Here is a 24,028-nt window from a genome sequence, read left to right on the forward strand (position 1 = left end):
CACTAGGATTGCAAACTGGGAGCCAGGGACAAGTCAGTTAAAAAAGTAAGAAACTTTGATGGCTCGGCAACTCAACTTGCCCCTGCCCCCCGGTTCCTCGCTATACCTTCTTAATCTTCAGACCATTCAGGTAAGCGCTGGGATTTTCGGGGTCGAACTTCACGCCGTCAAAGAAGGTTTCCACGCCGCGAGAGGTGCCAGCAGGAATTGCACCTTCCTGACCGATTGCCTTCGCTGCCTCACGCCATAGGTCTTCCCGGTTCACCGCGTCAATTAGCGCTTTGGTGTCGGTGTCAGCAGGCAAGTAGCCCCAGCGGATGTCTTCCGTTAGGAACCATAGGTCATGGCTCTTGAATGGATAAGATGCTGCATCATTCCAGAACTTCATCAGCAGCGGGCTGTTTTCGAGCTGGCGCACACCCATATCAAAATTGCCCTTGGCCCGCTCCAGAATGTCCTCCACAGGCACCTTCAGCCATTCCCGACCGGAGATAATCTGGCACATCTCTTCTTTGTTGGCCATGTCGTCGCACCAAATCTGCGCCTCCTGCACCGCCATCAAAATCGCCTTGGCTGCATTGGGGTGCTTTTCCACCCAGTCGGCCCGCATCGTCAGCGACTTTTCAGGATGGTCTGCCCAAAACTCGCCCGTTGTGATGGCGGTATAGCCCAGGTCTTGGTTGACCGTTTGCGCGGGCCAGGGTTCACCCACGCAGAAGGCTTCCATATTGTTGACCTTGATGTTGGCCACCATCTGAGGCGGCGGCACTACAATGGTCGAAATGTCTTTGTCAGGGTCGATGCCGCCTGCCGCCAGCCAATAGCGCATCCACAGGTCGTGAGTGCCGCCAGGGAACGTCACTGCTGCCTTGATCTCGCCCTTCTCAGACTTGGCTTTGGCAAAGGCCTCCTTGAGCGGCGCACTGTCAGTGCTGATCTTCAGATCCTTATAGGAGTTAGCAAGGCAAATCCCCTGACCATTCAAATTTAGACGCGCCAGAATGTTCATCGGCACCTTCTGGTTGCCCTTAGTAATCGCGCCTGCCGACATCAGGTAAGGCATGGGAGTGAGAATATGCGCTCCGTCGATGCCGCCGCCTGCAGAACCCAACTCCAGGTTGTCGCGGGTGACCGCCCAGGAAGCCTGCTTCAGCACCTCCACATCGGGCATTCCATACTTGGCGAAGAGTCCCTTCTCTTTGGCGATGATCAGCGGTGCAGAGTCGGTTAGGGCGATGAAGCCGAGTTTGGCCGTAGTCACTTCGGGTGTGTCGGCTGCGGCTACGGGTGCGGGCGAGACCGGAGCGCTGGCGGCCGGGCTGCTGGTATCCGAAGGCGACGAGCCACCACTGCATCCATTCGCCAGGATCGTTGCCCCAGCCGTCACGCCTGCCGTGAAGATAAATTTCCGTCGAGAAAGTCTAGACATGGGTCAGTTCTCCAAGTTAGTGGTTAGGGTAATCAGTTGGCAAATTTTGGGATGTAAAATCCCCTACCAGTTGCGTCCGGTGTCAAGATCCGGTGAGAAACTGGCTGAGTTAGGGTTAGGGTTGGGAGCGGGTCAAGAATCAGGTAAAGATAAGTTGCTAAGCACCGATACCTGACACTTAGCAACTTACTTCGGTCGTGCGCCGAAGTTTTCGATCAGCAGATTCCTCAAGATGGGCTTGAGGTCGTCGCAGGGGATGCCCTTTTGAACGCAGGTGCCAAGTTCGGCGTGTTTGCCGACTTTGCCGCCCATGTACAAGTCCACGCCTTCGGCAGCTTTGCCGTCTTTGCGGACTTTGGTGCCCATTAGACCAATGTCGGCGACCTGGGGCTGTCCGCAGGAGTTGGGGCAGCCGGTCCAGTGGATACGAACCGGGCGCGTGATTTCTAGCTCGGATTCCAGTTCCTTGATCAGCGCCATGGCTCGATTTTTGGTTTCGATCAGGGCGAAATTGCAGAACTGGGCCCCGGTGCAGGAAACGAGCGATCGCACGAGTAGCCCCGGACTCACCGAAAACTTCTCTAGCAGCGGCTCCTTGAGCAAGGGCGCAAGCCGAGAATCGGGCACGTCGGGAATAATCACGTTTTGCTCGACGGTCAGGCGGATTTCGCCGCTGCCGTAGACTTCGGCAATCCGCGCCAAGTCAAACATATCGGGCGCATAGAGCCGACCAACGGGCACATGCAGCCCCACATAGTTCAGCCCTGGCTGCTTTTGGGCGTGGATGCCGATGTGGTCGCGCTTGTCCCACAGGATTTCGTCCTTGGGCGCGGCAGTTTGCAGGGGATATCCCAACTGCTGTTCTACCTCTGCGCGAAACTTATCCATACCCCATTCGTCAATCAGCCACATCAGGCGGGCTTTTTGGCGATTAGCCCGCAGCCCGTGATCGCGGTAGATAATTAGAATGGCTTCGCACAGCGCCACCACATCACGCGGATCGACCCAGGCATTGAGCGGCACGGCGGCTTCGCAGCGTTTGGCAGAGAAGAACCCGCCAACTAACACATTGAACCCCAACCGTCCGTCCTTGTAGGCGGGCACAAAGGCGATGTCGTTGATCTCGGCGTGTACCGAGTTGTCGCGACATCCGGCGATCGCAATATTGAACTTGCGCGGCAGGTTAGTGAACGACGGGTTGCCCTCGCCGTTGTTGGTGATCATGTCCTGCACCTTTCGCACCAGCCCGCGAGTATCAATCAACTCGTCGGCATCAATGCCGGCCACGGGCGAACCTGTTATGTTGCGAACGTTATCCATGCCAGACTGGATGCTGGTCAGCCCCGCCTGCTCAAACCGCCGGAAGATATCAGGAATATCTTCGAGCCGAATGCCGCGAAGCTGGAGGTTTTGCCGCGTGGTAATGTCGGCGTTGCCATCTTCGCCATAGCGCTCGACGACCTCCGCCAGCACCCGCATCTGTCCGCTGGTGAGAATGCCATTAGGCATCCGCATCCGCAGCATGAACTTACCCGGCGTGACGGGTCGAAAAAACACGCCCATCCACTTCAGGCGATGGTCGCGGTCGGTCTCATTCATCGCTTCCCAGCCCAGACGGGCAAAGTCCTCCAGTTCAGACTTGACCGCCAGACCATCTTTTTCGGACTTGAGCTTCTCGAACTTATTCAGACTGGTTTCTGCTGGAACGGTACTGGTCATGGCAAGAGACCTTGGATGGAAGAAACTGCGAGCGATTCTGCGGGTAGACCCGCGTTTTTGATTCAACGTTTGGGATAAGAAACCGCGCTGACTAAAACTTGGGTCTACAGAAGGCTTGACCAATGCCGAACGATTCAAGCCTGCATCTCCTCGCATGATTGATACGTTAAGAGCATTGATTTTGAAAATTCGTAGCTCCTGTTACAAAAATTTTCGTCATATGAAATTTGCGAATTGCAATAATGCACAACCTGCATAATGGGGCCAAACCCGGCTCAACAAAACCCAGCGCTTCTGGCTAGAATCCAAGAGCAGTCAAGACATTGACCGCATTTTTCTATCTGGCGGCACAGACGAGTATGGTCAGCAATCCGCGTATTTTATCTGCCCAACAGAAAAGCTTCCTGTTTCTTCAGCAGGCGGAGGATGGGGCGATTCCTGCTGATTGGGAACAGGTAGTGCAGCGGGTACAGCAAGGCTTAGGGCATCTGGAAGAACAGTTGCAGACCCACGGCATCCGTCCCGCTCTGACGGAACTAGAAACGCTGAGTCAGTGGGCGATCGCCGTGCTGTATGAGGGCGATTTTCAAGATCGCTGGGACGTGGCCAAGCTATTTCCTCGGCTAGAAGCCCTGGCTGCTGAAACGTCAGAGTCTGTCAAGCAACTGCTGCTTGACCCGCTGCTGGCCCTGCTGCAAGACGAAGACGAAGACCCAGATACGCGCTGGTTTGTGGCTCGGATCTTGGGCGAGTTTCGTCAGCCTGCGGTACTGTCGGCGCTGGTTCACCTGCTGCAAACCGCTCCCACCGAAGATTTGCAACAGATTGCGGTGGCGGCGCTGGCAGGCTTTGGAAAAGCGGCGATCGCCCCCCTCGTCCAATTGCTCCAAGTTCCCCACACGCGCCTGCTCGCGGTGAAAACCCTGGCGCAGATTCAGAACCCTGGCGTGGTTCAACCGCTGATGCAATTGTTGCGTGATCCTGACCCGCAGGTGCGAGCGGCTGCACTATCGGCGGTTGGCAATGCCCGCGATCGCCACGTTCCCGATTTGCTAATCACGGCCCTGGGCGATTCCTCGGCGGCGGTGCGTCAGGTGGCGGTGACGGAACTGGGCTTTCGCACCGACCTGCTGCTAGATTATGACCTAGTGAGTTTGATTCATCCGCTATTGCTAGATGCGAGCGCTGGCGTAGCCCAGCAGGCGGCGATCGCCTTGGGTCGCCTGGGCACCAATCCGGCTGCGGCTGCGCTCTATCGCGTCGCCCACTTGCCCCATACAACCCATCCGCAGCAAATGGCGCTGGTGCAGGCGCTAGGCTGGATGGGCACCCCCGCCGCCCTGCACTATCTGCATCGGCTGGCGCTCCAGTGGAGCGAGGAACCTGCATCCGCCCGGCTGCTACACGCTACGATTCAGGCAATGGGTCGGGTCGAAGCCCCGGAACTGCGCTGGCAGGCGGCCCGCCATCTGGTGGAACTGTTGCACGGTAGTCTACCTGCGGTGCAAACTGCTGCCGTGAAACAGGCGATCGCCCTCCAGCTTGGAAAATTGGGCGACCTCGACGCGCTGGATGCCCTCGTTCACCTAGCAACCGATCCGGATCTGGGCGTGAAACTCCATGCGATCGCCGCCCTCAAACAGCTTCACCCTAACCAAGGACGGCAGCAACTCGAAGCACTGTCCAACAACCATCAAGTTTCAGAACAAACCCGGCAAGAAGTGGCGATCGCCCTAGCAGAGTGGTAATCCCTTCTTCGTTCTTCCTTCTTCCCTCTTCCCTCTTCCCTCTTCCCTCTTCCCTCTTCCCTCTCCCCTCCTGCGGCCGATTTCACTCTAGGCGAGGATGTAATTTGGCGCGGCTACTCGATAGAATCATCAAACATCCTCCTCAAGAGGCAGTCGCAAACGCTTTCGCTGGGTGTCAGGGTTCGGTAGGCTGGGTTTGCCTAGATTTAGGGTTGCCCGGTTGATTTTACGTAATTTGAAGCGCTAAGCGCGGATCAACAGGATAGAACAGGGGTCGCCGTCTAGAAAGATGGCTGCTTCAGTGTTTTGTTTTCTTAACAAACTTCGTTTGAACTGGTTCGAGCTTTATCAAAATAAACCTTTGAAAGATGCCCAAAACTGGGGGATTTATGCAGACATTGACGGTGGCTCCGATGGTGCAGGGTAGCGATCGCTTTCACATGTTGCAACGACAACTGCGCGATCGCTGGCAAACCATCGATCAGTTTGACCGGGGAGAACATGACATTCTGATCGTTCCCTCCCTGACGCTGGATCAGCGCGAGTTGCAAAAGGTCAAAGGGGTTCACCATTACGAAGAGCGGCTGCTGTTTTCGCTGATTCGCCTGCGGAATCCGGGCACGCGGCTAATCTACGTCACGTCGCAGCCAATTCACCCTAGCATCATCGACTACTATCTGCACCTGCTGCCCGAAATCCCCTACTCCCACGCCCGCGATCGCCTCATCCTGCTGTCCACCTACGATTCTCACCCCAAGCCCCTGACGCAAAAAATCCTAGAGCGGCCGCGCCTCGTCCAGCAAATCCGCAGCCTGCTGCGCCCCGACAAAGCCTATATGTCCTGCTTCAACGCCACTGCCCTAGAGCGGGAACTGTCGCTTCAGCTGGATATTCCGCTCTATGGGCTTGACCCCGACCTGCTCTATTGGGGCACCAAGAGCGGCAGCCGCCAGGCCTTTGCCGAAGCCAACGTGCCCCATCCCGACGGCAGTTTGCAGACCTGGACGGCAGAAGAACTGGTGCTGGCAACGGTAGACCTGTGGGAGCGTCGCCCCGACCTAAAACGGATGGTCGTCAAGCTAAATGAGGGCTTTTCGGGCCAGGGGAATGCGCTGCTGGATCTGCGGCCGCTCTCCGCCGTTGCGCCGGGGCAGGCCTCCACCGAAGCCCGACGGGAAGCGATCGCCCAGGCGTTTCACCACCTCAGCTTCCAGAGCGACACCGAAACCTGGGACAACTTCAGCAGCAAAATTCCTGAACTAGGGGCGATTGTCGAAGCGTTCATCGAAGGGGAAGAAAAGCGATCGCCCAGCGTCCAGTGCCGGATTACGCCGCTGGGTGAGGTCGAGGTGCTGTCTACCCACGACCAGATTTTGGGCGGGCCCGACGGGCAAATCTTTTTGGGCTGTCGCTTCCCAGCAGACGAGTCTTACCGGATGCGCTTGCAAGACTATGGCTATGCCGTGGGCAAGGTGCTGGCAGAAAAGGGCGTTTTGGAACGGTTTAGCGTCGATTTCATGGCAGTCCGGCCAGACGCGACGGAGGATTGGGATTTGCAGGCAATCGAAATCAACGTCCGCAAAGGCGGCACAACCCATCCCTTCATGACGCTGAAACTGCTCACCAGCGGCAGCTATGATTCCAAAACTGGGCTGTTTCTCAATCAGCACGGTCAGCCCAAATATTACATCGCCACCGACAACTTACAGAGCGATCGCTATCTCGGCCTGCTGCCCAGCGACCTGATGGACATCATTGTGCAGCATCGCCTCCACTTCACGCCCATCACCGAAACGGGCAGCGTATTTCACATCATGGGCTGCCTGTCGGAATACGGCAAGCTGGGGCTGACCAGCATTGGCGACTCGCCCCAAGACGCAGAAGACCGCTATAACCAGGTGATCGCCACGCTTGATCAGGAAACCGAGGTGAACCTGTCGCACCCGTTTCATCCCGCATCCCACACGCCGCCGATCAACTGGCACTTTCATCACGAAGGCTAGTGCTTGATTGGGAGGGGGCTGGAAACGGTTGAGTTGCGCGTGTCTTGCACAATCCACCTTCTCGGATCTTTGAGGAAAAATAGCTGGCGATCGCCCGCATGATCGAACTGCGTCACCTGCGCTACTTCATCACCGTTGCCGAAGAACTGCACTTTGGCCGGGCCGCCGCACGGCTGCACATAGCCCAGCCACCCCTCAGCCAGCAGATTCGCCAGCTAGAGGAGGAACTGGGCTTCCAACTGTTTCACCGCACCAAGCGCAGCGTGCAACTGACCGAGGCCGGCGCAGTGTTTTTGGCGGAATGTCGGCGAATCATGCAGCAGTTAGACCAGGCCGTGCAACTGGGGCAACAGGTGAGCCGGGGCGAGCGGGGACAATTGGTGATCGGCTTCGTCAGTTCCGCAGCCTACAGCGTGCTGCCGACGCTGCTCCAGGGCTTTCGCGCCGCTGCGCCGGAGGTGAGCCTGGAATTGCACGAACTGACGACTGACCAGCAGGTGCAATGGTTGCGCGATCGCCGCATGGACGTGGGCCTCGTCCGCCCGCCCATAGATGAGCCAGACTTTTGCCTGATGCCGCTGTTTGAGGAGTCGCTCGTCGTCGCCCTGCCCCAGCAGCATCCCCTGGCCTAGCAGCCGAAAGTATCGCTCAAAGACCTGGCAGGCAAGCCCTTTATCCTGTTTCCCCGGCCGCTGGCTCCCGGACTCTACGACCAGATTATTAGCCTGTGCCAGCAGAGCGGCTTTAGCCCCGCCATCGTGCAGGAAGCAATCCAAATGCAGACCATTATCAGCTTGGTGGCCGCAGAAATCGGCGTGGCTATCGTGCCCTTGTCGCTGCAAAACCTCCAGCGCACCGGGGTTGTGTACCGCGAACTTCAGGAACCCACCCCCAAGGCGGCGATCGCCCTACTCACGCGCCAAGCAGACCCCTCGCCCACTGTGCAGCGATTTTTGGCGATCGCCCAAACCCAGAGATAGGAGTTAGAGGTTAGGCTAAATCGGGGATGACTAAATTGGGGATAGGTAATGATGCAGTGTTCTCAGTCCCCGCCTCTCTCCACCCTAGCTTTACCCAAACTTGCCAATCCCCATGCCCCAAAACCGCTGGCACCTCCCCCTTGCGCCCCAAAAACGAAGCTGGTTTCGCTCTGCCCTGCAACTGCGCGGCTCGGTCGTGCCGTACGTGCTGCCCAGGGCGCTGCTGTGCGGGCTGTTTGGGGAACTCATCGTCGTGCTGTATGCCAGGGGTTGGGCTGTCTCGATTCCGGCGCTGTCTGGGCTAATTCCCAACATCGTCCTGGGTCTGCTGCTGGTCTTCCGCACCAACACCGCCTACGAGCGCTTCTGGGAAGGGCGAAAGCTATGGGGCACCCTGACCAACACCACCCGCAACCTAGCGCGGCAAATCTGGGTAAATGTGGCTGAAAAGAATTCTCAAGATCGCGCCCAAAAGATTTCTATCTTGCGATTGTTGGTCGCGTTTGCGGTGGCCACCAAGCTGCACCTCCGTAGACAGTCTTTTGAAGACTTGATGCTCCTTGATTTGCTCCCCAAAGATTACTACTTTAAGCTGCAAAATACCAACACGCCGCCCTTAGAAATAGCCTTTTGGATTAGCAGCTATTTACAAAAGCAGCGCTGCCGAAATCGGCTCACAGCTTATCAACTCGACACGATGCAAAAAATGATTAGCACGATGGTCGATGTGTTGGGCGGATGCGAACGAATTTTAAGAACGCCCATCCCCCTAGCTTATGTGATTCATTTGAAACAATTGCTGTTGCTTTATTGCCTGACGTTGCCTTTCCAATTAGTCGCAGATTTACATTGGGCGACCGGGCCAATCGTTGCCCTCATTACCTTTACGCTGCTGGGCATCGAAGAGATCGGCATTGAAATTGAAAACCCCTTTGGCACCGATGCAAACGATTTACCGCTGGATGCAATGTGTTTAAATATGCTGCGAGATGTTGAGGACTTAATTAGTCTGGGGTCTGCCTGGACGATTCAATCTCAATCCTCTCCGGAAACTGAAGCTCAGGTAGAGAGAGCTTGAATCCTGGAGCAGGAGTGTCTTTTGAAGAAAATTTTTCAATGAGGCAATTGATTAAGATACTGCCTTCAATCTCGGCTTTAGTTTTCATTGCAAGTTGGAATCAACACAAAACGCTGTAATTTCTGCCTGGCTCTGTATAAATTGCTATTGAATTTGTCATGAATTGTCATGATCTTCTGTGTTTTGAGAATCTTTCTTATCAAGAAATCATGGGAGGGTTGACGATATTTTTGAGCTTGTATACTGTGTTTAGTATTGATAGAAAATCATTGCTAAACCTGACGATCGCTGAGGAGCGCACCTATGGCTATTACGGCAAGTCCGATTCAAACCTTTGAGCAGATGAAAGACAACCCCATCGGGTTGGAGATGAACGTCACCACAGCGGTTTGTGAAGGCTTTAACATTGTCCTGGCAAGCTTTCAAGCGCTGTATTTGCAATACCAAAAGCATCACTTTGTGGTGGAAGGCGCTGAGTTTTATCAACTGCACGAGTTTTTCTCGGAAAGCTATGACGAAGTGCAGGGCCATGTCCACGAAATTGGGGAGCGGCTGAACGGGCTGGGCGGCGTGCCGGTTGCCAGCTTCAGCAAGCTGGCAGAGCTATGCTGCTTTACGCCAGAACCGGACGGCGTGTTTTCCTGTCGGGCGATGGTGGAGCATGACCTGAGCGCAGAGCAGGAAATCATCAAGGTGATCCGGCGGCAGGCTGGACAGGCAGAGAGCCTGGGCGATCGCGCGACTCGCCACCTCTATGAAAAGATCCTGCTGGAGTCAGAAGATCGCGCCTTCCACCTGTCGCACTTCCTGGCCCACGACAGCCTCACGCCCGCTTTCACCCTAGCCAGTCAGAATTGAGGATAATAAGGGGCAGATTCCTCTTTGACTCAACCCTAGCCAAATTCTGAATTGCCCGCCCATCTTCCCGCCTACCTTTTGGTGACTCACGGCAGCCGCGACCCCAGACCTCATGCCGAGGCTGGGGTTTTGGCGCATCAGGTTGCGGCAGAGTTGCGGCGGCGGGGGGCGGGTGGGCTGCCGCCGCTGGTGGAGACGGCTGTGCTGGAGTTGGGTTCAGAGCCGTTGCACCAGCAAATCCTGCAAGTGGCGACGCAAGCGCTGACCCTGGGGGGCGATCGCCTCGTGATTATCCCGCTATTTTTGCTGCCGGGGGTGCATGTGATGGAAGACATCCCTGCTGAGGTGGCGATCGCCCGCCAGCAGGCTAGCCCGCGCCTGTCCATCGAGATTGCGCCCCATCTGGGCAGTCACCCCAGGCTGGCAGACTTATTGCCTGCACCCAATTCTGAACCTGCGGCGCGAATTTTGCTGGCTCATGGCAGTCGTCGTCCCGGAGGCAATGCGCCCGTGGAAGCACTAGCCCAGCAAATCGGGGCGATCGCGGCCTATTGGGCCGTGCCGCCGGGTCTTGCCGATCAGGTCGCAAAGCTGGCTAGTCAGGGCGCTCAGCAGCTGGACATTCTGCCGTTTTTTCTGTTTCCTGGCGGGATTACCGAGGCGATCGCCCAGGACGTGCGCGACCTGTCCGCCCAGTTTCCCACCTGCCAGTTCCAGCTCTATCCGCCGTTTGGCGCGACTCCCCAGCTTGCTGCGCTGGTTCTGGATTTGGCGACCTGTCCGCTGGGCTGGGGCGAGGCGAGGCGGTCAGGCTGAGGCATCAGACAGCGCCACTGCCTGCTGTTTCAGTGGGATTTGAATGGCAAACTCGGTTCCCTCACCCGGAGTCGAAACGCATTCCAGCTTGCCGCCGTGCTTTTCGGTCACGATTTGATAGCTGATCGACATCACAGATCTCTCGAAATATCTGGAAAAGACCGCTTCAGCGGTTTATCGAGTTTTTCCCCTTCTGCTGAGTGGGGCGACGTTTCCAGCAATCACTGCCGCAGAACGAGCGGAAGGCGGAGCCAGAGGGTGGTTTGTCCTGCGCTGCTGCGAATGCCAACGCGGCCGCCCAGCAGTTTCGTTAGTTTTTTGACCAGCGCCAGGCCCAGTCCAGTGCCGCTGTGTTTCCAGGGGTCGCTGCTGGGGATGCGATAGAACCGATCAAACACGCGATCGCACTCCTCTGGAGGGATTTCGACCCCCGTGTTGGTGATGGTGATGAGGAAGTGAGGGAGTGGAGGGGGGCTGGAGAGCGGGCTTTCAGATTCGGCTCCATCTTGTTCCACCTCGTCGCGCTCCATGCGGTCGCTGCTGAGGCTGGCTCGCACCTCGATGCGTTCGCCGATGGGGGTATATTTGCAAGCATTGTTGAGCAATTCGGTGAGGATGCGCTCAAAGTGGCTGAGGTCGGTGGTGAGGGGCGGTAGGTCGGGCGGCAGGTCAAGGCTGAAGTGCTGCTGGTGGCGATGGATGTGGTCTAGGAAGGGTTCGGCAATGTGAGAAATCCAGGATGCTAGGTGAATTGGAACAGGGTGCAGCAGATCGACTTCGGCATCGAGTCGGGAGAGGTCGAGCAGGTCGTTGATCAGGTTGATTTCGCGCTGACATTCGTCTTGCAAAATCTGCACATAGCGACCGAGCGGCTGAGTCGGATTGTTGAGCAGTCCCTCTGCCCGGAGCGTGGTTTCGACCATTTGAGCTGCCATTTTGACATTGGCGACGGGGGTTCGCAACTCGTGGGAAATGGTGCAAAGGAAGTCGTCTTTGAGCTGATTCAGGCGGGCCAGGCCGGTGACTTGAGCTTGGGCAGCTTGGTAGAGGCGAGACTGGCGGAGGGCGATCGCGCATTGGTTGGCCACCTGCTGCACCAGCCGCACCTCTGGCTCGTTGAAGAACTCATCGGCGGGCCGCAGCAGCACCATGTCTCCCAGGACTCCCTGATCGTCTCGGATGGGGCAGGAAAAAATCGTACAGTGTTTTGCCATTGGGCGAGTCAGCAGGCGATCGCGCGTCACCTCGTTGGCATAGCAAAACTGCTGATGCATTCCCTGCAAAAGCTGGCGGTAGAGGTCGGGATAGTCTGCCATGACGATCTGCGTGCCCTCTTCAGACTTGACCTCGTGGGTATAGTCACAGTAGATGGTGGAAACACGGTTGTCGGCATCGTAGAGCGCGGTGTCGCAGCAGAAGACCCCAAGCGCCTGCCCCAGCTCTTGCACCGCCGTTTGCAAGATTTTGCGCTCGTCGAGGCTGTCGCGCACTTGGTCAGTAATCCGCTTGAGCAAGGCTTCAAACTCAAGGGATTGGCGCAGTTCGCCCGTGCGCTCGGATACTTTGGTTTCTAGCTCGGCGTTGACCCGCTGCACTTGGCTATAAAGTTCTGACTGCTGCACGGCGATCGCCAACTGGTTGGCCAGTTGCACCAGCAAATCTATCTCCCAGGTCTGCCACTCTCGCAGGGATTGGCATTGGTGAACACACATCAACCCCCACAGGTTGCCGTCGCAGTTGATAGTGACGGTCAAACTTGACTGCACACCCACGCGAGCCAGCAGCGCTCGAAACTCTGGTGAGATGTCCGCCGTGTGGATGTTGTCAATGCGGGTGGATTGAACTTCGGTGGTGGGGCGATTCGCGAGGCGATCCCTATGGGAATCGCCATACTGCCGCAATAGCACTTCCTCGGTCTGGAGATGAATCTGGGGATCGTCTAGCACCACGCCCCACCCAGGCAAGCTCGATTCCACAATCGCCTGGGCAGGTCGCGTGGGAAGTTGATGAAAGCGGTAGATCAAAGCGCGATCGCACTGAAACAGTTGTCGCACATCTGTTACGGCAAAATTCAAAATTTCGCTTAAATCGAGCGACTGGTGGATATGCCGCGTCACGCGAGACAGCAGCCGTTCCCGCTCTGCCTGTAGCGTTTGCGCTTCCTCCGCATCCTTGAGATGATGGATATCGGTCATGGTGCCAATCATCCGCACGGGCGTACCGTGTTCGTCGCGGAGGATCTGCGCTCGGTCTAGCACCCAGCGGTAGCTGCCATCTTTGCAGCGCAGCCGATACTCGACCCGAAACTGGGGCAGCGCTCCCTGGCAGTAGGCTTCGTAAACCGACATGACCCGCGCCTGGTCATCAGGATGGATGCGCTGCTCCCACGCTTCGTAGGCTTCTGAGGGTTCGTCGGGCTGGTGGCCTAGCATGGTTTTCCAGCGCTCGGAGTGGAAGGTCTTGCCCGTGATCAGGTCTGCGTCAAATACGCCGTCATTGGTGGATTGGACGACGGTTTGCCAGCGTGTTTCGCTGTCTTGCAGGGCGAGTTCGGCCTGTTTCCGCTGGGTAATGTCGATGTAGGCGATCGCCACGCCATAGTTTTCCAGCGGAATTGGCGCAGCGCAGACATTCACCCACTGCACAGAGCCGTCGGTGCGAACAATGCCCTTTTCAACATTGTGAACGGGCTGTTGCTCTGTCAGGGCGCGGACGCTGGCGAATTCCTCTGGCAGCATGGGGGTGCTGTCTGGTCGCAGCACGGGCTGGGCAGGGCGATCGCACGTATAGCGCGTTTGCTCAGCAGCCGGAATGCTCAGCATTTCCTCCAGCACCGGATTGACTTCTACGATACGACCACACGCATCGGTCATGGCAATGCCTACAGGCAGCGTTTGAAACAGGGTTTCATATTTGCGCTGGCTTTCGCGCAGGGCCGCTTCGATTTGTAATTGTTCAGTCACGTCTTTGGCGATTACCAGTTCTGCCCGCCGCCCCTGATAGGTGAGCAGGTACGAGGTAATTTCCACCTGAATCCGGCTGCCATCTTTTTTGGTGTGCAGCCAGATGCCCGAATCTTTCATGCCCTGATTCACAGCAGATATCATCGCCAGCAGCCGAGGAATCTCCTCGGGTGGGCGAATCTCTGCCAGGGTCATGCTGAGAAATTCCTCGCGGCTATAGCCATATTTCTGCACCGCTGCTTCATTCACCATGAGAAACGCCAGCGTGTCTAGGTCAAACACCCACATGGGTAGGGGGTTGCTTTCAAACAGCAGCCGATAGCGCTGTTCCGAGTCTTGCAGCGATCGCTCGGTCTCCTGGCGCTTGAGCAGGGCGGCGATCGCCCCCGATAGACTTTGCAGCCATTCCAGCAGCGATGGCGACACCGCCTGCCGCTGGAGATGTCCCAGACTGAGGGTGCCGAGGGTGCGTCCGTCTGCGGTTAGCGGCAGGCACACGAACGTCGCGATCCCCAGCGCCCGCAGCAGTGACGTGCGATCGCCCGGAACCGTCGCTTCAGATTCATAATGCTGGATTAGCACCTGTCCTGTTTGCAAGACCACGCCTGACACCGTTTCTGTGACTGGAAATTCCAGCCTCGGTGCATGAGTACAGGCTCCCCTGCATTCGCGAGTCTGTTCATTAATCCATTCCCCGCCCCATTCCCCTACGGCTGGATCTGCCGAACAATCCACGCCACACAGCCCCTCAAACACCATCGTCTGACGGGTCGTGTCATATCGCTCAATGGCCACGATCGGAAAGCCCGTCGCCTGGCGCACCTCTTCGGCAATGCAGCGAAACACATCCGGCGTAGATTGGGCGTTTAGGCTGAGCGTCAGAATGCGGTTGAGAGTGCGCTGTTCCTGGTGATAGCGCTCTAGCTCTAGCTCCATCTGTTTGCGGCGAGTCACGTCGCGCCCGACCGCTTGCAGTTCGATCAGTTCGCCAGATAAGCTAAAAAAGCCCTGGACAATCCACTCATACCAGGTCATTTCGCCCGTTGCGCTCCAGACCCAATGTTCGTGGGTTTGAACCGGGCTATCTGGGCTCAGGGTTTGAATTTCGGTCAGTTGCTGGGCAACGCGGCCCTGCTCGTTGGGATGAACCAGATTGACGAGGGGCTGCCCCAGCAATTCGGCTGCGGATTTGCCAAAGCGATCGCAATAGGCCGAATTCACAAACGTCAGCACGCCATTGGGCAAAAAGCGGCAAACGAGCTCGGTTTGGCTATTCACCACGGCTTGATGACGGCGATTCGCGAAGCGATCCCCACGGGAATCGCTCCCTGCTTTGTCTGCATGGCTGCTAGAGGGATGGGCGGCACCAGGATCGAGTTTCATGCAGCCTTTAACAGGGGTCTGACTGAGCAGACGAAGGGACTAAGTCAATGTTCTTAAACTGATTACCTTAAACCGATTTCAGTTGCTTGATTGACAATGCACCCTTTTTCTTCAGGGTAGCAAGCAAGTTACACTCCCCAAAAATTCTTAACAACCTGTACTGCATTAGTCCACAATCTTTAACGTGTACAGTCCTCACTTAAGTGGGCCGACTGAAATCAGCATTACAAACAGGTCTTGGCTCTGCTGCCAGGATGAGCTGCGATGTTTGAGGGCGGCAGATGGGGGTAGTGGAGAGGCCCGATTGGTTTGTGTAACGCTATGTTAAGAAGAGAGTGGCAACGACAATGTTCTAATTACGGTTTCCTGATAACTGTGACCCAACGCATTCTCCTGTGGTTCCGCAACGACCTCCGGCTCCACGACCATGAACCGCTGCATCGGGCGATCGCCAGCGGTGCAGAGATCGTCCCGGTCTACTGTTTCGACCCGCGCCAGTTTGATAAGACTGCTTTTGGCTTTCCCAAAACGGGTGCGTTTCGATCCCAGTTTTTGATAGAGAGTGTAGCCGATTTGCGGCGATCGCTCCGTAGCCTGGGTAGCGACTTGCTCATCCGTCAGGGGCCACCTGAAGCAATCATTCCCCCCTTGGCGAAAGAACTGGCGATTTCTACGGTCTTTTATCACCGTGAAGTCACTGCTGAGGAGCAGGCGGTCGAAACTGCGTTGCACGCTGCGCTCAAGCCGCTGGGCATCCGGGTGCAGTCCTTTTGGGGACACACCCTTTACCATCCCGATGATTTGCCGTTTGAGTTGTCGCAGCTTCCAGAGTTGTTTACGGCCTTCCGCAAGCAGGTCGAGCGTGACTCGTCGGTGAACCCGCCCCTGCCCGCGCCCAGGTCGCTGCCGCCCCTGCCAGAGGATTTGCCGGACGACTGGCCAGACGATTCACTAAAACCAGGCGAAATTCCCACTCTGGCAGACCTGGGGCTGATGCCGCCTGCGCCCGATGCGCGAGGAGTGCTGCGATTTGAGGGCGGCGAAACGGCGGGACTGGCGCGGGTGCAGGCGTATCTATGGAGGGGCGATCGCCTGCGGGTTTACAAAGACACGCGCAACGGCATGTTGGGCGCAGACTATTCCTCCAAGTTTTCGCCGTGGCTGGCGCTAGGCTGCCTGTCGCCGCGCCTGATCCACGCCGAAGTGGGGCGTTACGAGTCAGAACGTGTCAAGAACGACTCGACATATTGGCTGATTTTTGAACTGCTCTGGCGCGACTATTTTCGCTTTATCTGTGCTAAGCACGGTCGAAAGGTGTTCTATTCCTCTGGTCTCCAGGGTATTCCGATTCCCTGGCAGCAAGACTGGGATCGGTTTGATCGGTGGCGCGAAGGGCAGACGGGCTTTCCGCTGGTGGATGCCAACATGCGCGAGCTGGCCGCCACCGGGTTTATGTCCAATCGCGGACGACAAAACGTTGCCAGCTTTCTCACCAAAAATCTGGGCATCGACTGGCGCATGGGCGCAGAGTGGTTCGAGTCGCTGCTGATCGACTACGACGTATGCAGCAACTACGGCAACTGGAACTACACGGCGGGCGTGGGCAACGACGCTCGCGGCTTCCGGTTTTTCAACATCCTCAAGCAGTCCAAAGACTACGATCCGCAGGGCGACTATGTAAAGCACTGGCTGCCAGAACTGGCGAACGTGCCTGCTGCTAAGGTGCATGAACCCTGGAAACTGTTGCCCGTCGAGCAGCAGCGCTTTGGGCTACGACTGGGTGTGGATTATCCCAATCCCGTGGTGGACTTGTTCAAATCGGCAGAAGCGAACGAAAAAATCTACAACGCCGCCACGCAGGGCTGGAGCGCCTCTCCCAAGCCCAAAGCCTTGCAGCGGGGCAAGCAGCGGCGTTAGAAAGCCATGAACAAGCAATAAGCAAGCACTGCTATTTCAGAAAGCGGCTCGCTAACCTTGCAATCTGAAAAAACTCACACTAACTTATGGGCAGAAAAGGTTCCTAGAGCCGTGGTTTGAACGATAGAAATTTCTCCGGGTCAAAGCGTTGGTTCGAGATCAATTTCTAGGCTGAATGGTTGATTGATTGTTTAGGAGTGAACAGAAATCATGGCTCGACGAAATAGTGCGGTAGGCGGGTTTCTCCGCGATTTTCGAGAATTTGCCCTGAGGGGCAATGTGGTTGACTTGGCGGTGGGTGTGATCATCGGCGCGGCCTTTGGCTCGATTGTGCAATCGCTGGTGGACGACATCATCATGCCCATTATTGGCCTGATTTTTGGTGCCGACCCGGCAGCAGGGATTGCGGGTATCACAATTGGTGCTATTCCTGTGGGCAATTTTTTGGCCGCCATTATTAATTTTCTGATTATTTCCTTTTCGCTGTACCTGGTGATCAAGTGGTTTGCTTCGTTTAAGCGCAGGGAAGCTGATCCCGAAGCGCCGGATTTGGCTGAGGTGAACACTCGTTTGGCAGACGCAGTGGAGCGCCTGACGGAAACGCTGGAACGACGCTAGTCGCGACGATGCAAGGGTGTGGGTGGTGGGTTAGGAGCTAGGAGCCTAATTGCTAGCTCATCACCGCCAAATATTCGCCGCGATCGCACACGCCGGTAATCTCTAGCGCGTCGTTGAATATCGCCAGGTTTGCGACGTAGCCAGGAGCGAGATAACCCAGACGATCGTTCACGGCGATCGCCGCTGCGGGATACGCACTCGCCATCCGCAGGGCCTCGGCCAGAGGCAGCCCAATCGAGACGCAGTTGCGGATGGCTTCGATCATCGTCAGTGCAGAGCCGCCCAAGGTTCCCTCGGCCGACACGCACTTGCCCTCGCGGTAGAACACCACCTGCCCGCCAATCCTGAAGGAGTCCATCTGAGTGCCAACGGGCGGCGTGGCATCGGTGACGATTAGCAGCTTTTCACCTTTCATGCGGTGGGCAAGGGCGATCGAGCGCAGGTGGGTGTGATGCCCGTCGGCAATAATCCCGGCATACACGTCATCTCGGTCAAAGGCAGCGCCCACCAGACCTGGACTGCGCCCCAGCCAAGGCGACATGGCGTTAAATAAATGCGTCACCATGCCCACGCCTGCGTCAAATCCGGCGATCGCCTGCTCGTAGGTGGCATCGCTATGGCCGGCGGACACCAGAATACCTGCATCTGCCAGCGTCAGGATATCGTTCATCTCCACAATTTCGGGAGCCAGCGTCAGCAGCAACACAGAACTGCGACCCGCCGCCGCGATCTGCTGGATCATCGCTGGTTCGGGCCGACGGATGTAGCGCTCGTTGTGGATGCCCTTGCGCTTTGGGTTTAGATAGGGCCCTTCCAAATGCAGCCCTAGCACGTTATGGGGGCGAAATTTTCGATAGTCGCGCACCAGTTCCATCGCCCGCAGCATATCGGTATCCGACGTGGTAATCAGCGTTGGCAAATAGCTGGTGGTGCCGCTTTTGAGGTTGGTCGTGTGCATGATCTCCAGCGTCTTAGCCGTGATCTCGTCGTTGAACATGACTCCCCCACAGCCATTTAGTTGCAAATCGACAAAGCCGGGTGAAATGTGGTCGCCCTGCAAGTCAATAACGCTGAAAGAGTCGGGTAAATCCCAGGATGGGAGAATGTCGAGAATGCGATCGCCCTCAATCAGCAGCGCGTGATCGACCAAATCTTGCTCACCAGTATGCAGTACGCAATTCGTCAGGGCGTAGGGGCGCATAGTTAGGACAAAGTAAAAGGCAAAAGGCGTTCGCGTTGCCGTTCGTGAATTCGTGTATTACCCTGAACAAAAGCAATCTTGCTGACGTTCCAACTGTAGGATCGGTGCAGAGCAGAAGGGCGATCGCCTCCGGCAACAGCACGTCCCTTAAACTCTAAATTCTGCGCTGGTCGATGCGAACAGTCTTAAGAGGCTGGCCTTAATCATAAACTCAAAAGGCTATGCGCCAAATTGATCCGCTAGATTCAGGGTCTATCGGCTTCTTCTGAGTCTGCTGATGAGTCTGCTGAGTCTGCGATTCCCACATGGGCAGTTCGATCCGTTAGTTCCCCGTCTGCCTGCTCGGAATGTAGCCTCTGAGAATGCCCTGGCTGAGAATGCCCTGGCTGAGAATGCCCTGGCTGAGAATGTCCTGACAAGTTGGCGCGTCCCGGTTGACCTTTGCGCCGCAGCACCCGATTCACCGATGAGGATAAATATCCCGGCAGAACAAACACCACCAGCGGCAACCCCGCTAGCAGCACGGTGATCCCCGTTCCTGCCACCTGAGTTCTGACGTATTGACGCGGCTGGGGCTGGGCGCTGGAGGTCATCTGTTCTAGGGGCAGCGCTGCCATCTGGAGCCAGTTCGACAGCTTTTCTGAAAGCTGGGCATTGAGCCGGAGTTGGAGGGTAGCAGTGGAAAACGACTGGACATACTCTGCCGACAAAAATGGCTTGTAGTGACGAGCATCGGGCGTAAGCTGTTTGACAAAGGACAGCGAGATGCCCTTGAGCAATTGTCGGAGTGCCTCCGTTTCGCGATCGCCCTGTTCTCGCATAAATAGGCTGTGGGTGAGCGCCTGGTTCAGGTTTTCGGGATCACCGACGCTGAGGTGGCCGCCGCCAATGACCGTGAGCAAGAGCTTGGAATCAGCCGGAAGCTGGGTAAAGGGCAACAACTGCTGGCTGACGGCGGGCATCACTGCGTCTGAAGTGCCCGATACAATCAGCGTCGGAATGCGGATCTTCGCCAGACTCTCTTCGTCAAACAGGCGACCAATCACCGGATTGAGCAGCATCACTCGTGCCACCCGGCGATCGCGCAGATCGGGCAGTTCGTCGGGCAGATCTGCCGCCGTACACTGCAACCAGTCGGCAATGGACAGGGCGACCCGCTCCGGGCTATTGCAAAACTGGCGCAGATTGGGCAAGTCGAGTCTGGCTCCGGCCAGCGCCAGTGCCGTGTAGCCGCCCAGCGAGTGGCCAATGACCACGACCTGCTGGGTATCTAGCCGACCCTTGAGCAAGGTAGAGTGACGATTCAACCGATCGAGTTCGCTCAGCAAAAAGCTAATGTCATGAGGGCGATCGATAAATTCATCGCTGGGCAGGAGATCGGTGCCATGTCGCCCCCGCGTCCTGCCCTGCGTAATTTCCGTAATCCAGGCGACGTTGCTGCCAGGGTGTTCCAGTGCAGCCACCGCAAAGCCATAGGAAGCCAAGTGTCTCGCTAGATAGCCCAAAAAACGGCGGTCGGCTCCAAAGCCGTGGGAAATGACGATGAGTGGGCCAGTCGTGCGATAGCTCCAGTACAAATCGACCGGAATCGTGCGGGCCCGTTCGTAGTCGCGGAAGACGAGGGACTGCTGGCGTACCCAATGAGTGCCGGGACGGGTTGGGTCTAGCTCCGCATGGAAGGGAGCCGCTTCGGGCACGGTCAGTTCGCGCTCCAAAATCGAGGTCAGCGCCTGACTCTGCCAGTAGGCCAGATTCATTTGCGAAGTGAGCGAGGCAACGGCCGTCAGGTCTAGCACGACCTCTGGAGCGGGAAATTCCTGCAAGAATCCCAGCAGGCTTAGCCCGTTGGCGTGGGTGGCGGCACGAGTCAGCGCCAGTTGCAGCATTTTGCGATCGCCATTGGGGATGACGCGCTCCAGTGCTGTGAGCAGGCGATCGCCCGCTGAGGAACTCAGAAGATCCTTAACCAGGCGATGCCCAGCGTTGGGATCAAGTGGAATACTGCTTTGCAGCGTGCTTTGCAGAGATGGACTAAGCAGCAGCCGATAGCCCCGCAGCGAACCCTGCACATCCCCGGTTTTGGCGTAGTGCTGCAAATCAGACAATTGCACCGAAGACTGCACCGGGCCGAGCTTGATCGAGAGCTTTTTTGCCGCTGCTGCCGGATCGGCCAGGCTACCCACCACCAGCAGCGCTCCACCCACCCAGCCCAGGGGCGATCGCCATCGGTAGGACGGGGTAAACCGTTTCAGGGGGGCAGATAAAGGCACAGATGGGACATCGCACCATCGGTCAGCAGGTGCAGGTGTTTCGGTTTTCGCAGGCAGATTCTCAACTCCGGGGGCGGCGTGTCGAGCAAAAAACCGTCGAGCGTGTAGGGGCAGCAAAGGCATCGCAAACAGGTCTACAGAGCATCTCGGCAAATGAGCGGGTCGGGCAAATCAGCGAGGCTGTCGTTCTGATGGGGTTTCTGAACCGGGCGTTCTGAACAGGGCGTTCCGAGGAAATCCGCTGGGCTAGAAGCAGGTATTGTTAACCATACCCAGATTGCTGGCGCAACGGTATAAATCCAGCGGCATAAAATCAATAATTTGTAAGAATTTAAGATTTTGATCACCCAATAGTTTTCCCTATCTGCAAAGGTAGATTAACAGCGGGTTAACAATCTGTCAGACTTCGCGGCTACAAGTCTGCTTTAGAAAACCGGGTGAGAAAGGCTGGACGAGAAACCCGGCTGAAAAATTTGGACCAGAAATCCAGATGGGAACATTTGAGCGAGAAAAGTGCCCGCCAACCTTCGTATGGGCTTTATGGGACTTTATGGGGCTTTACAAGGGGGCTTTACAAGAGAAGCAGGCTGAATCTTGCCTTAGCTGTGGCTCAGTTCTCCCACCCGATGACCACACTGGGCACAAAAGCGATCGCCCATCTGCACCTCGCCGCCGCACTGCGTACAAAACCGCTGCTGGGACTGGCGTTCGGCACTGCCCATTCGCATCTCCAAACTGCCCATCTTCATTTGCATCGGGTTCAGGCGCATTTCCATATCGCCCATCTTTAGCTCGCCCGTTCGCATCTCGCCCATCTGCATCTCGCCCATTTGCAAGGGCTGACCGGAATTCATCGGCGGCATTGGCTTCATGGGTTCCATCGGCTTCATGGGTTCTATCGGCTTCATGGGTTCCATCGGCTTCATGGGTTCCATCGGCGGCATTGGGTCTTCTGTCGTTTCCTGCATCGGCAGCGCCTCCGCCCCCGTCAGCACGGGCACGCCGTTGAGCGACTGCATTTGGTTCCCTTGCACCTGCACAAAGCGCGAGCCGTTTTCTGTTTCTACTTGCACCACCACACCGCCTGCTGTGCGAAATGCTTGGGGTGGTGCGGCCCAAGCACCTGTTTCGACCGACATTCGCTGGCTTTGCTGCTGTCCGGCGCTGGCGCTCAGAAGGGTAAAAGTCGTGAGGCGATCGCGGCTTTCAATCCAGAGGCGCTGACCTGCACCCAGGTCTGTGACGTATGCCATAGCTAGCTCTTCCTTAATCTTTTCAAAGGGAATCCAGGGGAATTTCAAAAAGGTTTGGTATTATCCCTACATCCTAAACGCCAGACCCAAAGACTCTGCCCAAAGCAAGTGGGGATTAGGGGATCTTGAAGCGCTGGAGGATGCTTGCGAACCAGTTCAACACTGAAAGCAGGTTTTTACAGTATCCGTTTTGGCCGATTTGGAAGACGCGGTTTGCCATAGTGGGGGCGTGGCAAGCACATAGCAGAAGGCAAGGGTAATTCACCCGCCCCCCTTGACGAGTCAAAGAGACGAGCCAGAAAAATTACTAGAAAAATTAATTTCTATTTGCCGTGAAACTGGACGACTACGACCCCGGAGATTTCTACGACGAGCTGTTTGTCAGAAAAGGACAACCTCGCCCCGAAGCGCTGCCCCTGGTCGAGCGCATCAGCTCTTTGAGCATCGAAGACTTGCAGCAGCGTCAGCAGTCTGCCCAAAAAGCCCTGCTGCGGCTGGGGGCGACCTTCAACGTCTATAGCGATGATCAGGGCACCGAGCGGGTGTTGCCCTTCGACATTATTCCGCGCATCGTATCTGGAAGTGACTGGGCCTGGCTAGAGCGCGGACTCAAGCAGCGGATTGAGGCGCTGAACCGCTTCTTGAGCGATATTTATGGCGAGCAAAAAATCGTCAAAGACGGACTGATTCCGGAAGATCTCATTTACTCGTCAAAGGGCTTTCTCAAACCCTGTCTGGGCATGGAGCCGCCCAACGGCATCTGGTGCCATATCACAGGGACGGATCTGGTGCGCGATCGCGACGGGCAGTGGTACGTGCTGGAAGACAATCTGCGCTGTCCCTCTGGCGCGTCCTACGTGCTGGAAAATCGCCGCGTCATGAAAACCACGTTTCCGCTAGTGTTTGGGCAGATGCCGATTTTGCCCGTAGACGACTACGCGGGTCAGCTTTTGGAAACCCTGCTAAACTTGGCTCCGCCCCACTTGGACGATCCCACCGTGGTCGTGCTGACACCGGGAATGTATAACTCTGCCTATTTCGAGCATTCCTTTTTGGCACAGCAGATGGGCGTGGAACTGGTGCAGGGCAGCGACCTGGTGGTGGCAGATGGCTATCTGCAAATGAAGACCACCAAGGGGCTTCAGCGGGTAGATGTGGTCTATCGCCGCATTGACGATGATTTTCTCGACCCCACCACGTTTCGCCCCGACTCGATGCTGGGTATTCCCGGCATTATGGAGGTCTATCGGCGCGGGCGGGTGGCGCTGGCCAATGCGCCGGGTACGGGCGTAGCCGACGACAAGGTGATCTACGCCTACGTGCCCAAGATGGTGAAATATTATCTGGGCGAAGACCAGATCATTCCCAACGTGCCGACCTATCTCTGCTGGGAGCCGCAGGATCAGGCCCATGTGCTGGCAAACCTGGACAAGCTGGTGGTGAAGGCGGCCAACGAGTCTGGCGGCTATGGAATGCTGATCGGCCCCCACGCCACGGCAGAGCAGCGCGAAGACTTTGCCGAGCGCATCCGCGCCACCCCGCGCAACTATATTGCCCAGCCCACGCTGACGCTGTCTCGCGCCCCGACGCTGATGGGCGATCGCCTCGAAGGGTGTCACGTCGATTTGCGGCCGTACATCCTCTACGGCAAAGAGATCTATGTGAACCCCGGCGGACTCACCCGCGTTGCCCTGCGGCGCGGCTCCCTCGTTGTTAACTCGTCCCAGGGCGGCGGCACGAAGGATACGTGGGTCGTGGGCAATAGTTAGCAAGTCCAACCCTTTAACCTCTA

At 56.8% G+C, this 24,028-nt stretch carries 16 protein-coding genes and 1 pseudogene; 10 read left to right on the forward strand and 7 right to left on the reverse strand.

The genetic code is table 11. The features are described from left to right. Positions 1-100: 100 nt before the first annotated feature. Positions 101-1,429 (reverse strand): CmpA/NrtA family ABC transporter substrate-binding protein, encoded by a 1,329-nt coding sequence (locus IGS16_RS04135; RefSeq protein WP_297083544.1) that lies wholly within the window; start codon positions 1,427-1,429, stop codon positions 101-103. Between the two features lie 186 nt (positions 1,430-1,615). Next, positions 1,616-3,148 carry a ferredoxin--nitrite reductase gene (locus tag IGS16_RS04140; RefSeq protein WP_297083546.1) on the reverse strand — a complete coding sequence of 511 codons (1,533 nt, stop codon included), beginning with the start codon at positions 3,146-3,148 and terminating at the stop codon, positions 1,616-1,618. A 323-nt stretch (positions 3,149-3,471) separates the two neighbouring features. On the opposite strand from IGS16_RS04140, the gene IGS16_RS04145 reads away from it, so the two are divergent. The 6 genes and pseudogenes from IGS16_RS04145 to IGS16_RS04170 all read left to right on the forward strand — a co-directional run bounded on the left by IGS16_RS04145 (position 3,472) and on the right by IGS16_RS04170 (position 10,631). Continuing rightward, positions 3,472-4,896: a HEAT repeat domain-containing protein gene (locus tag IGS16_RS04145; protein ID WP_297083548.1), complete on the forward strand. Its 1,425-nt coding sequence runs from the start codon at positions 3,472-3,474 to the stop codon at positions 4,894-4,896. 389 nt (positions 4,897-5,285) lie between these two features. Next, complete coding sequence (locus IGS16_RS04150) at positions 5,286-6,899, forward strand: peptide ligase PGM1-related protein (protein WP_297083550.1); 1,614 nt, start codon at positions 5,286-5,288, stop codon at positions 6,897-6,899. 101 nt (positions 6,900-7,000) lie between these two features. Continuing rightward, positions 7,001-7,879 (forward strand): annotated as a pseudogene (locus IGS16_RS04155) (LysR family transcriptional regulator). Positions 7,880-7,991: 112 nt separating this feature from the next. After that, positions 7,992-8,957, forward strand: coding sequence for a bestrophin family protein (locus tag IGS16_RS04160; RefSeq protein ID WP_297083552.1), 966 nt, complete (start codon positions 7,992-7,994; stop codon positions 8,955-8,957). 303 nt (positions 8,958-9,260) lie between these two features. Further along, the gene (locus tag IGS16_RS04165) at positions 9,261-9,815 is read left to right on the forward strand and encodes a Dps family protein (RefSeq protein ID WP_297083553.1); all 555 of its coding nucleotides are present in this window, start codon (positions 9,261-9,263) and stop codon (positions 9,813-9,815) included. Positions 9,816-9,866: 51 nt separating this feature from the next. Continuing rightward, complete coding sequence (locus IGS16_RS04170) at positions 9,867-10,631, forward strand: sirohydrochlorin chelatase (RefSeq protein ID WP_297083555.1); 765 nt, start codon at positions 9,867-9,869, stop codon at positions 10,629-10,631. Here the strand turns inward: IGS16_RS04170 and IGS16_RS04175 are convergent. Together IGS16_RS04175 and IGS16_RS04180 are read right to left on the reverse strand one after the other, a co-directional pair. Beyond that, a complete protein-coding gene (locus tag IGS16_RS04175) occupies positions 10,623-10,763 on the reverse strand; it encodes a hypothetical protein (RefSeq protein ID WP_297083557.1) in 141 nt (46 codons plus the stop codon). The two genes, IGS16_RS04170 and IGS16_RS04175, sit on opposite strands and share 9 nt — an antisense overlap. A gap of 89 nt (positions 10,764-10,852) precedes the next feature. Then, positions 10,853-14,977, reverse strand: a complete 4,125-nt coding sequence (locus IGS16_RS04180) for a PAS domain S-box protein (RefSeq protein WP_297083559.1) — start codon at positions 14,975-14,977, stop codon at positions 10,853-10,855. Positions 14,978-15,352: 375 nt separating this feature from the next. On the opposite strand from IGS16_RS04180, the gene IGS16_RS04185 reads away from it, so the two are divergent. Beyond that, complete coding sequence (locus IGS16_RS04185; RefSeq protein WP_297083561.1) at positions 15,353-16,894, forward strand: DASH family cryptochrome; 1,542 nt, start codon at positions 15,353-15,355, stop codon at positions 16,892-16,894. Positions 16,895-17,104: 210 nt separating this feature from the next. Beyond that, positions 17,105-17,512: a large conductance mechanosensitive channel protein MscL gene (gene mscL, locus IGS16_RS04190; RefSeq protein ID WP_297083563.1), complete on the forward strand. Its 408-nt coding sequence runs from the start codon at positions 17,105-17,107 to the stop codon at positions 17,510-17,512. Positions 17,513-17,564: 52 nt separating this feature from the next. Here the strand turns inward: mscL and nagA are convergent, their stop codons facing one another. Both nagA and IGS16_RS04200 read right to left on the reverse strand, forming a co-directional pair. Then, complete coding sequence (nagA, locus tag IGS16_RS04195) at positions 17,565-18,713, reverse strand: N-acetylglucosamine-6-phosphate deacetylase (protein ID WP_297083565.1); 1,149 nt, start codon at positions 18,711-18,713, stop codon at positions 17,565-17,567. A gap of 245 nt (positions 18,714-18,958) precedes the next feature. Continuing rightward, positions 18,959-20,983: an alpha/beta hydrolase gene (locus IGS16_RS04200; RefSeq protein WP_297083567.1), complete on the reverse strand. Its 2,025-nt coding sequence runs from the start codon at positions 20,981-20,983 to the stop codon at positions 18,959-18,961. Between the two features lie 2 nt (positions 20,984-20,985). On the opposite strand from IGS16_RS04200, the gene IGS16_RS04205 reads away from it, so the two are divergent. Next, on the forward strand, positions 20,986-21,201 hold the full coding sequence (locus tag IGS16_RS04205) for a hypothetical protein (RefSeq protein WP_297083569.1): 216 nt from the start codon (positions 20,986-20,988) through the stop codon (positions 21,199-21,201). A gap of 381 nt (positions 21,202-21,582) precedes the next feature. Here the strand turns inward: IGS16_RS04205 and IGS16_RS04210 are convergent, their stop codons facing one another. Continuing rightward, on the reverse strand, positions 21,583-22,236 hold the full coding sequence (locus IGS16_RS04210; RefSeq protein WP_297083571.1) for a zinc ribbon domain-containing protein: 654 nt from the start codon (positions 22,234-22,236) through the stop codon (positions 21,583-21,585). Between the two features lie 332 nt (positions 22,237-22,568). Between IGS16_RS04210 and IGS16_RS04215 the strand changes: the two genes are divergently transcribed. Continuing rightward, positions 22,569-24,005 carry a circularly permuted type 2 ATP-grasp protein gene (locus tag IGS16_RS04215; RefSeq protein ID WP_297083573.1) on the forward strand — a complete coding sequence of 479 codons (1,437 nt, stop codon included), beginning with the start codon at positions 22,569-22,571 and terminating at the stop codon, positions 24,003-24,005. Positions 24,006-24,028 lie beyond the last annotated feature (23 nt).

Origin of the sequence: Thermoleptolyngbya sp. C42_A2020_037 (assembly GCF_015272455.1) — a bacterium.
GTDB lineage: Bacteria > Cyanobacteriota > Cyanobacteriia > Elainellales > Elainellaceae > Thermoleptolyngbya.

What these genes read in the sequence shown, in the direction of transcription:
- nagA (WP_297083565.1), bottom strand. Translation starts at nt 18,713, where the DNA reads ATGCGCCCCTACGCCCTGACGAATTGCGTACTGCATACTGGTGAGCAA.
- IGS16_RS04205 (WP_297083569.1), top strand. Translation starts at nt 20,986, where the DNA reads ATGGGACATCGCACCATCGGTCAGCAGGTGCAGGTGTTTCGGTTTTCG.
- IGS16_RS04180 (WP_297083559.1), bottom strand. Translation starts at nt 14,977, where the DNA reads ATGAAACTCGATCCTGGTGCCGCCCATCCCTCTAGCAGCCATGCAGAC.
- IGS16_RS04140 (WP_297083546.1), bottom strand. Translation starts at nt 3,148, where the DNA reads ATGACCAGTACCGTTCCAGCAGAAACCAGTCTGAATAAGTTCGAGAAG.
- IGS16_RS04160 (WP_297083552.1), top strand. Translation starts at nt 7,992, where the DNA reads ATGCCCCAAAACCGCTGGCACCTCCCCCTTGCGCCCCAAAAACGAAGC.
- mscL (WP_297083563.1), top strand. Translation starts at nt 17,105, where the DNA reads ATGGCTCGACGAAATAGTGCGGTAGGCGGGTTTCTCCGCGATTTTCGA.
- IGS16_RS04135 (WP_297083544.1), bottom strand. Translation starts at nt 1,429, where the DNA reads ATGTCTAGACTTTCTCGACGGAAATTTATCTTCACGGCAGGCGTGACG.
- IGS16_RS04150 (WP_297083550.1), top strand. Translation starts at nt 5,286, where the DNA reads ATGCAGACATTGACGGTGGCTCCGATGGTGCAGGGTAGCGATCGCTTT.
- IGS16_RS04175 (WP_297083557.1), bottom strand. Translation starts at nt 10,763, where the DNA reads ATGTCGATCAGCTATCAAATCGTGACCGAAAAGCACGGCGGCAAGCTG.
- IGS16_RS04210 (WP_297083571.1), bottom strand. Translation starts at nt 22,236, where the DNA reads ATGGCATACGTCACAGACCTGGGTGCAGGTCAGCGCCTCTGGATTGAA.
- IGS16_RS04165 (WP_297083553.1), top strand. Translation starts at nt 9,261, where the DNA reads ATGGCTATTACGGCAAGTCCGATTCAAACCTTTGAGCAGATGAAAGAC.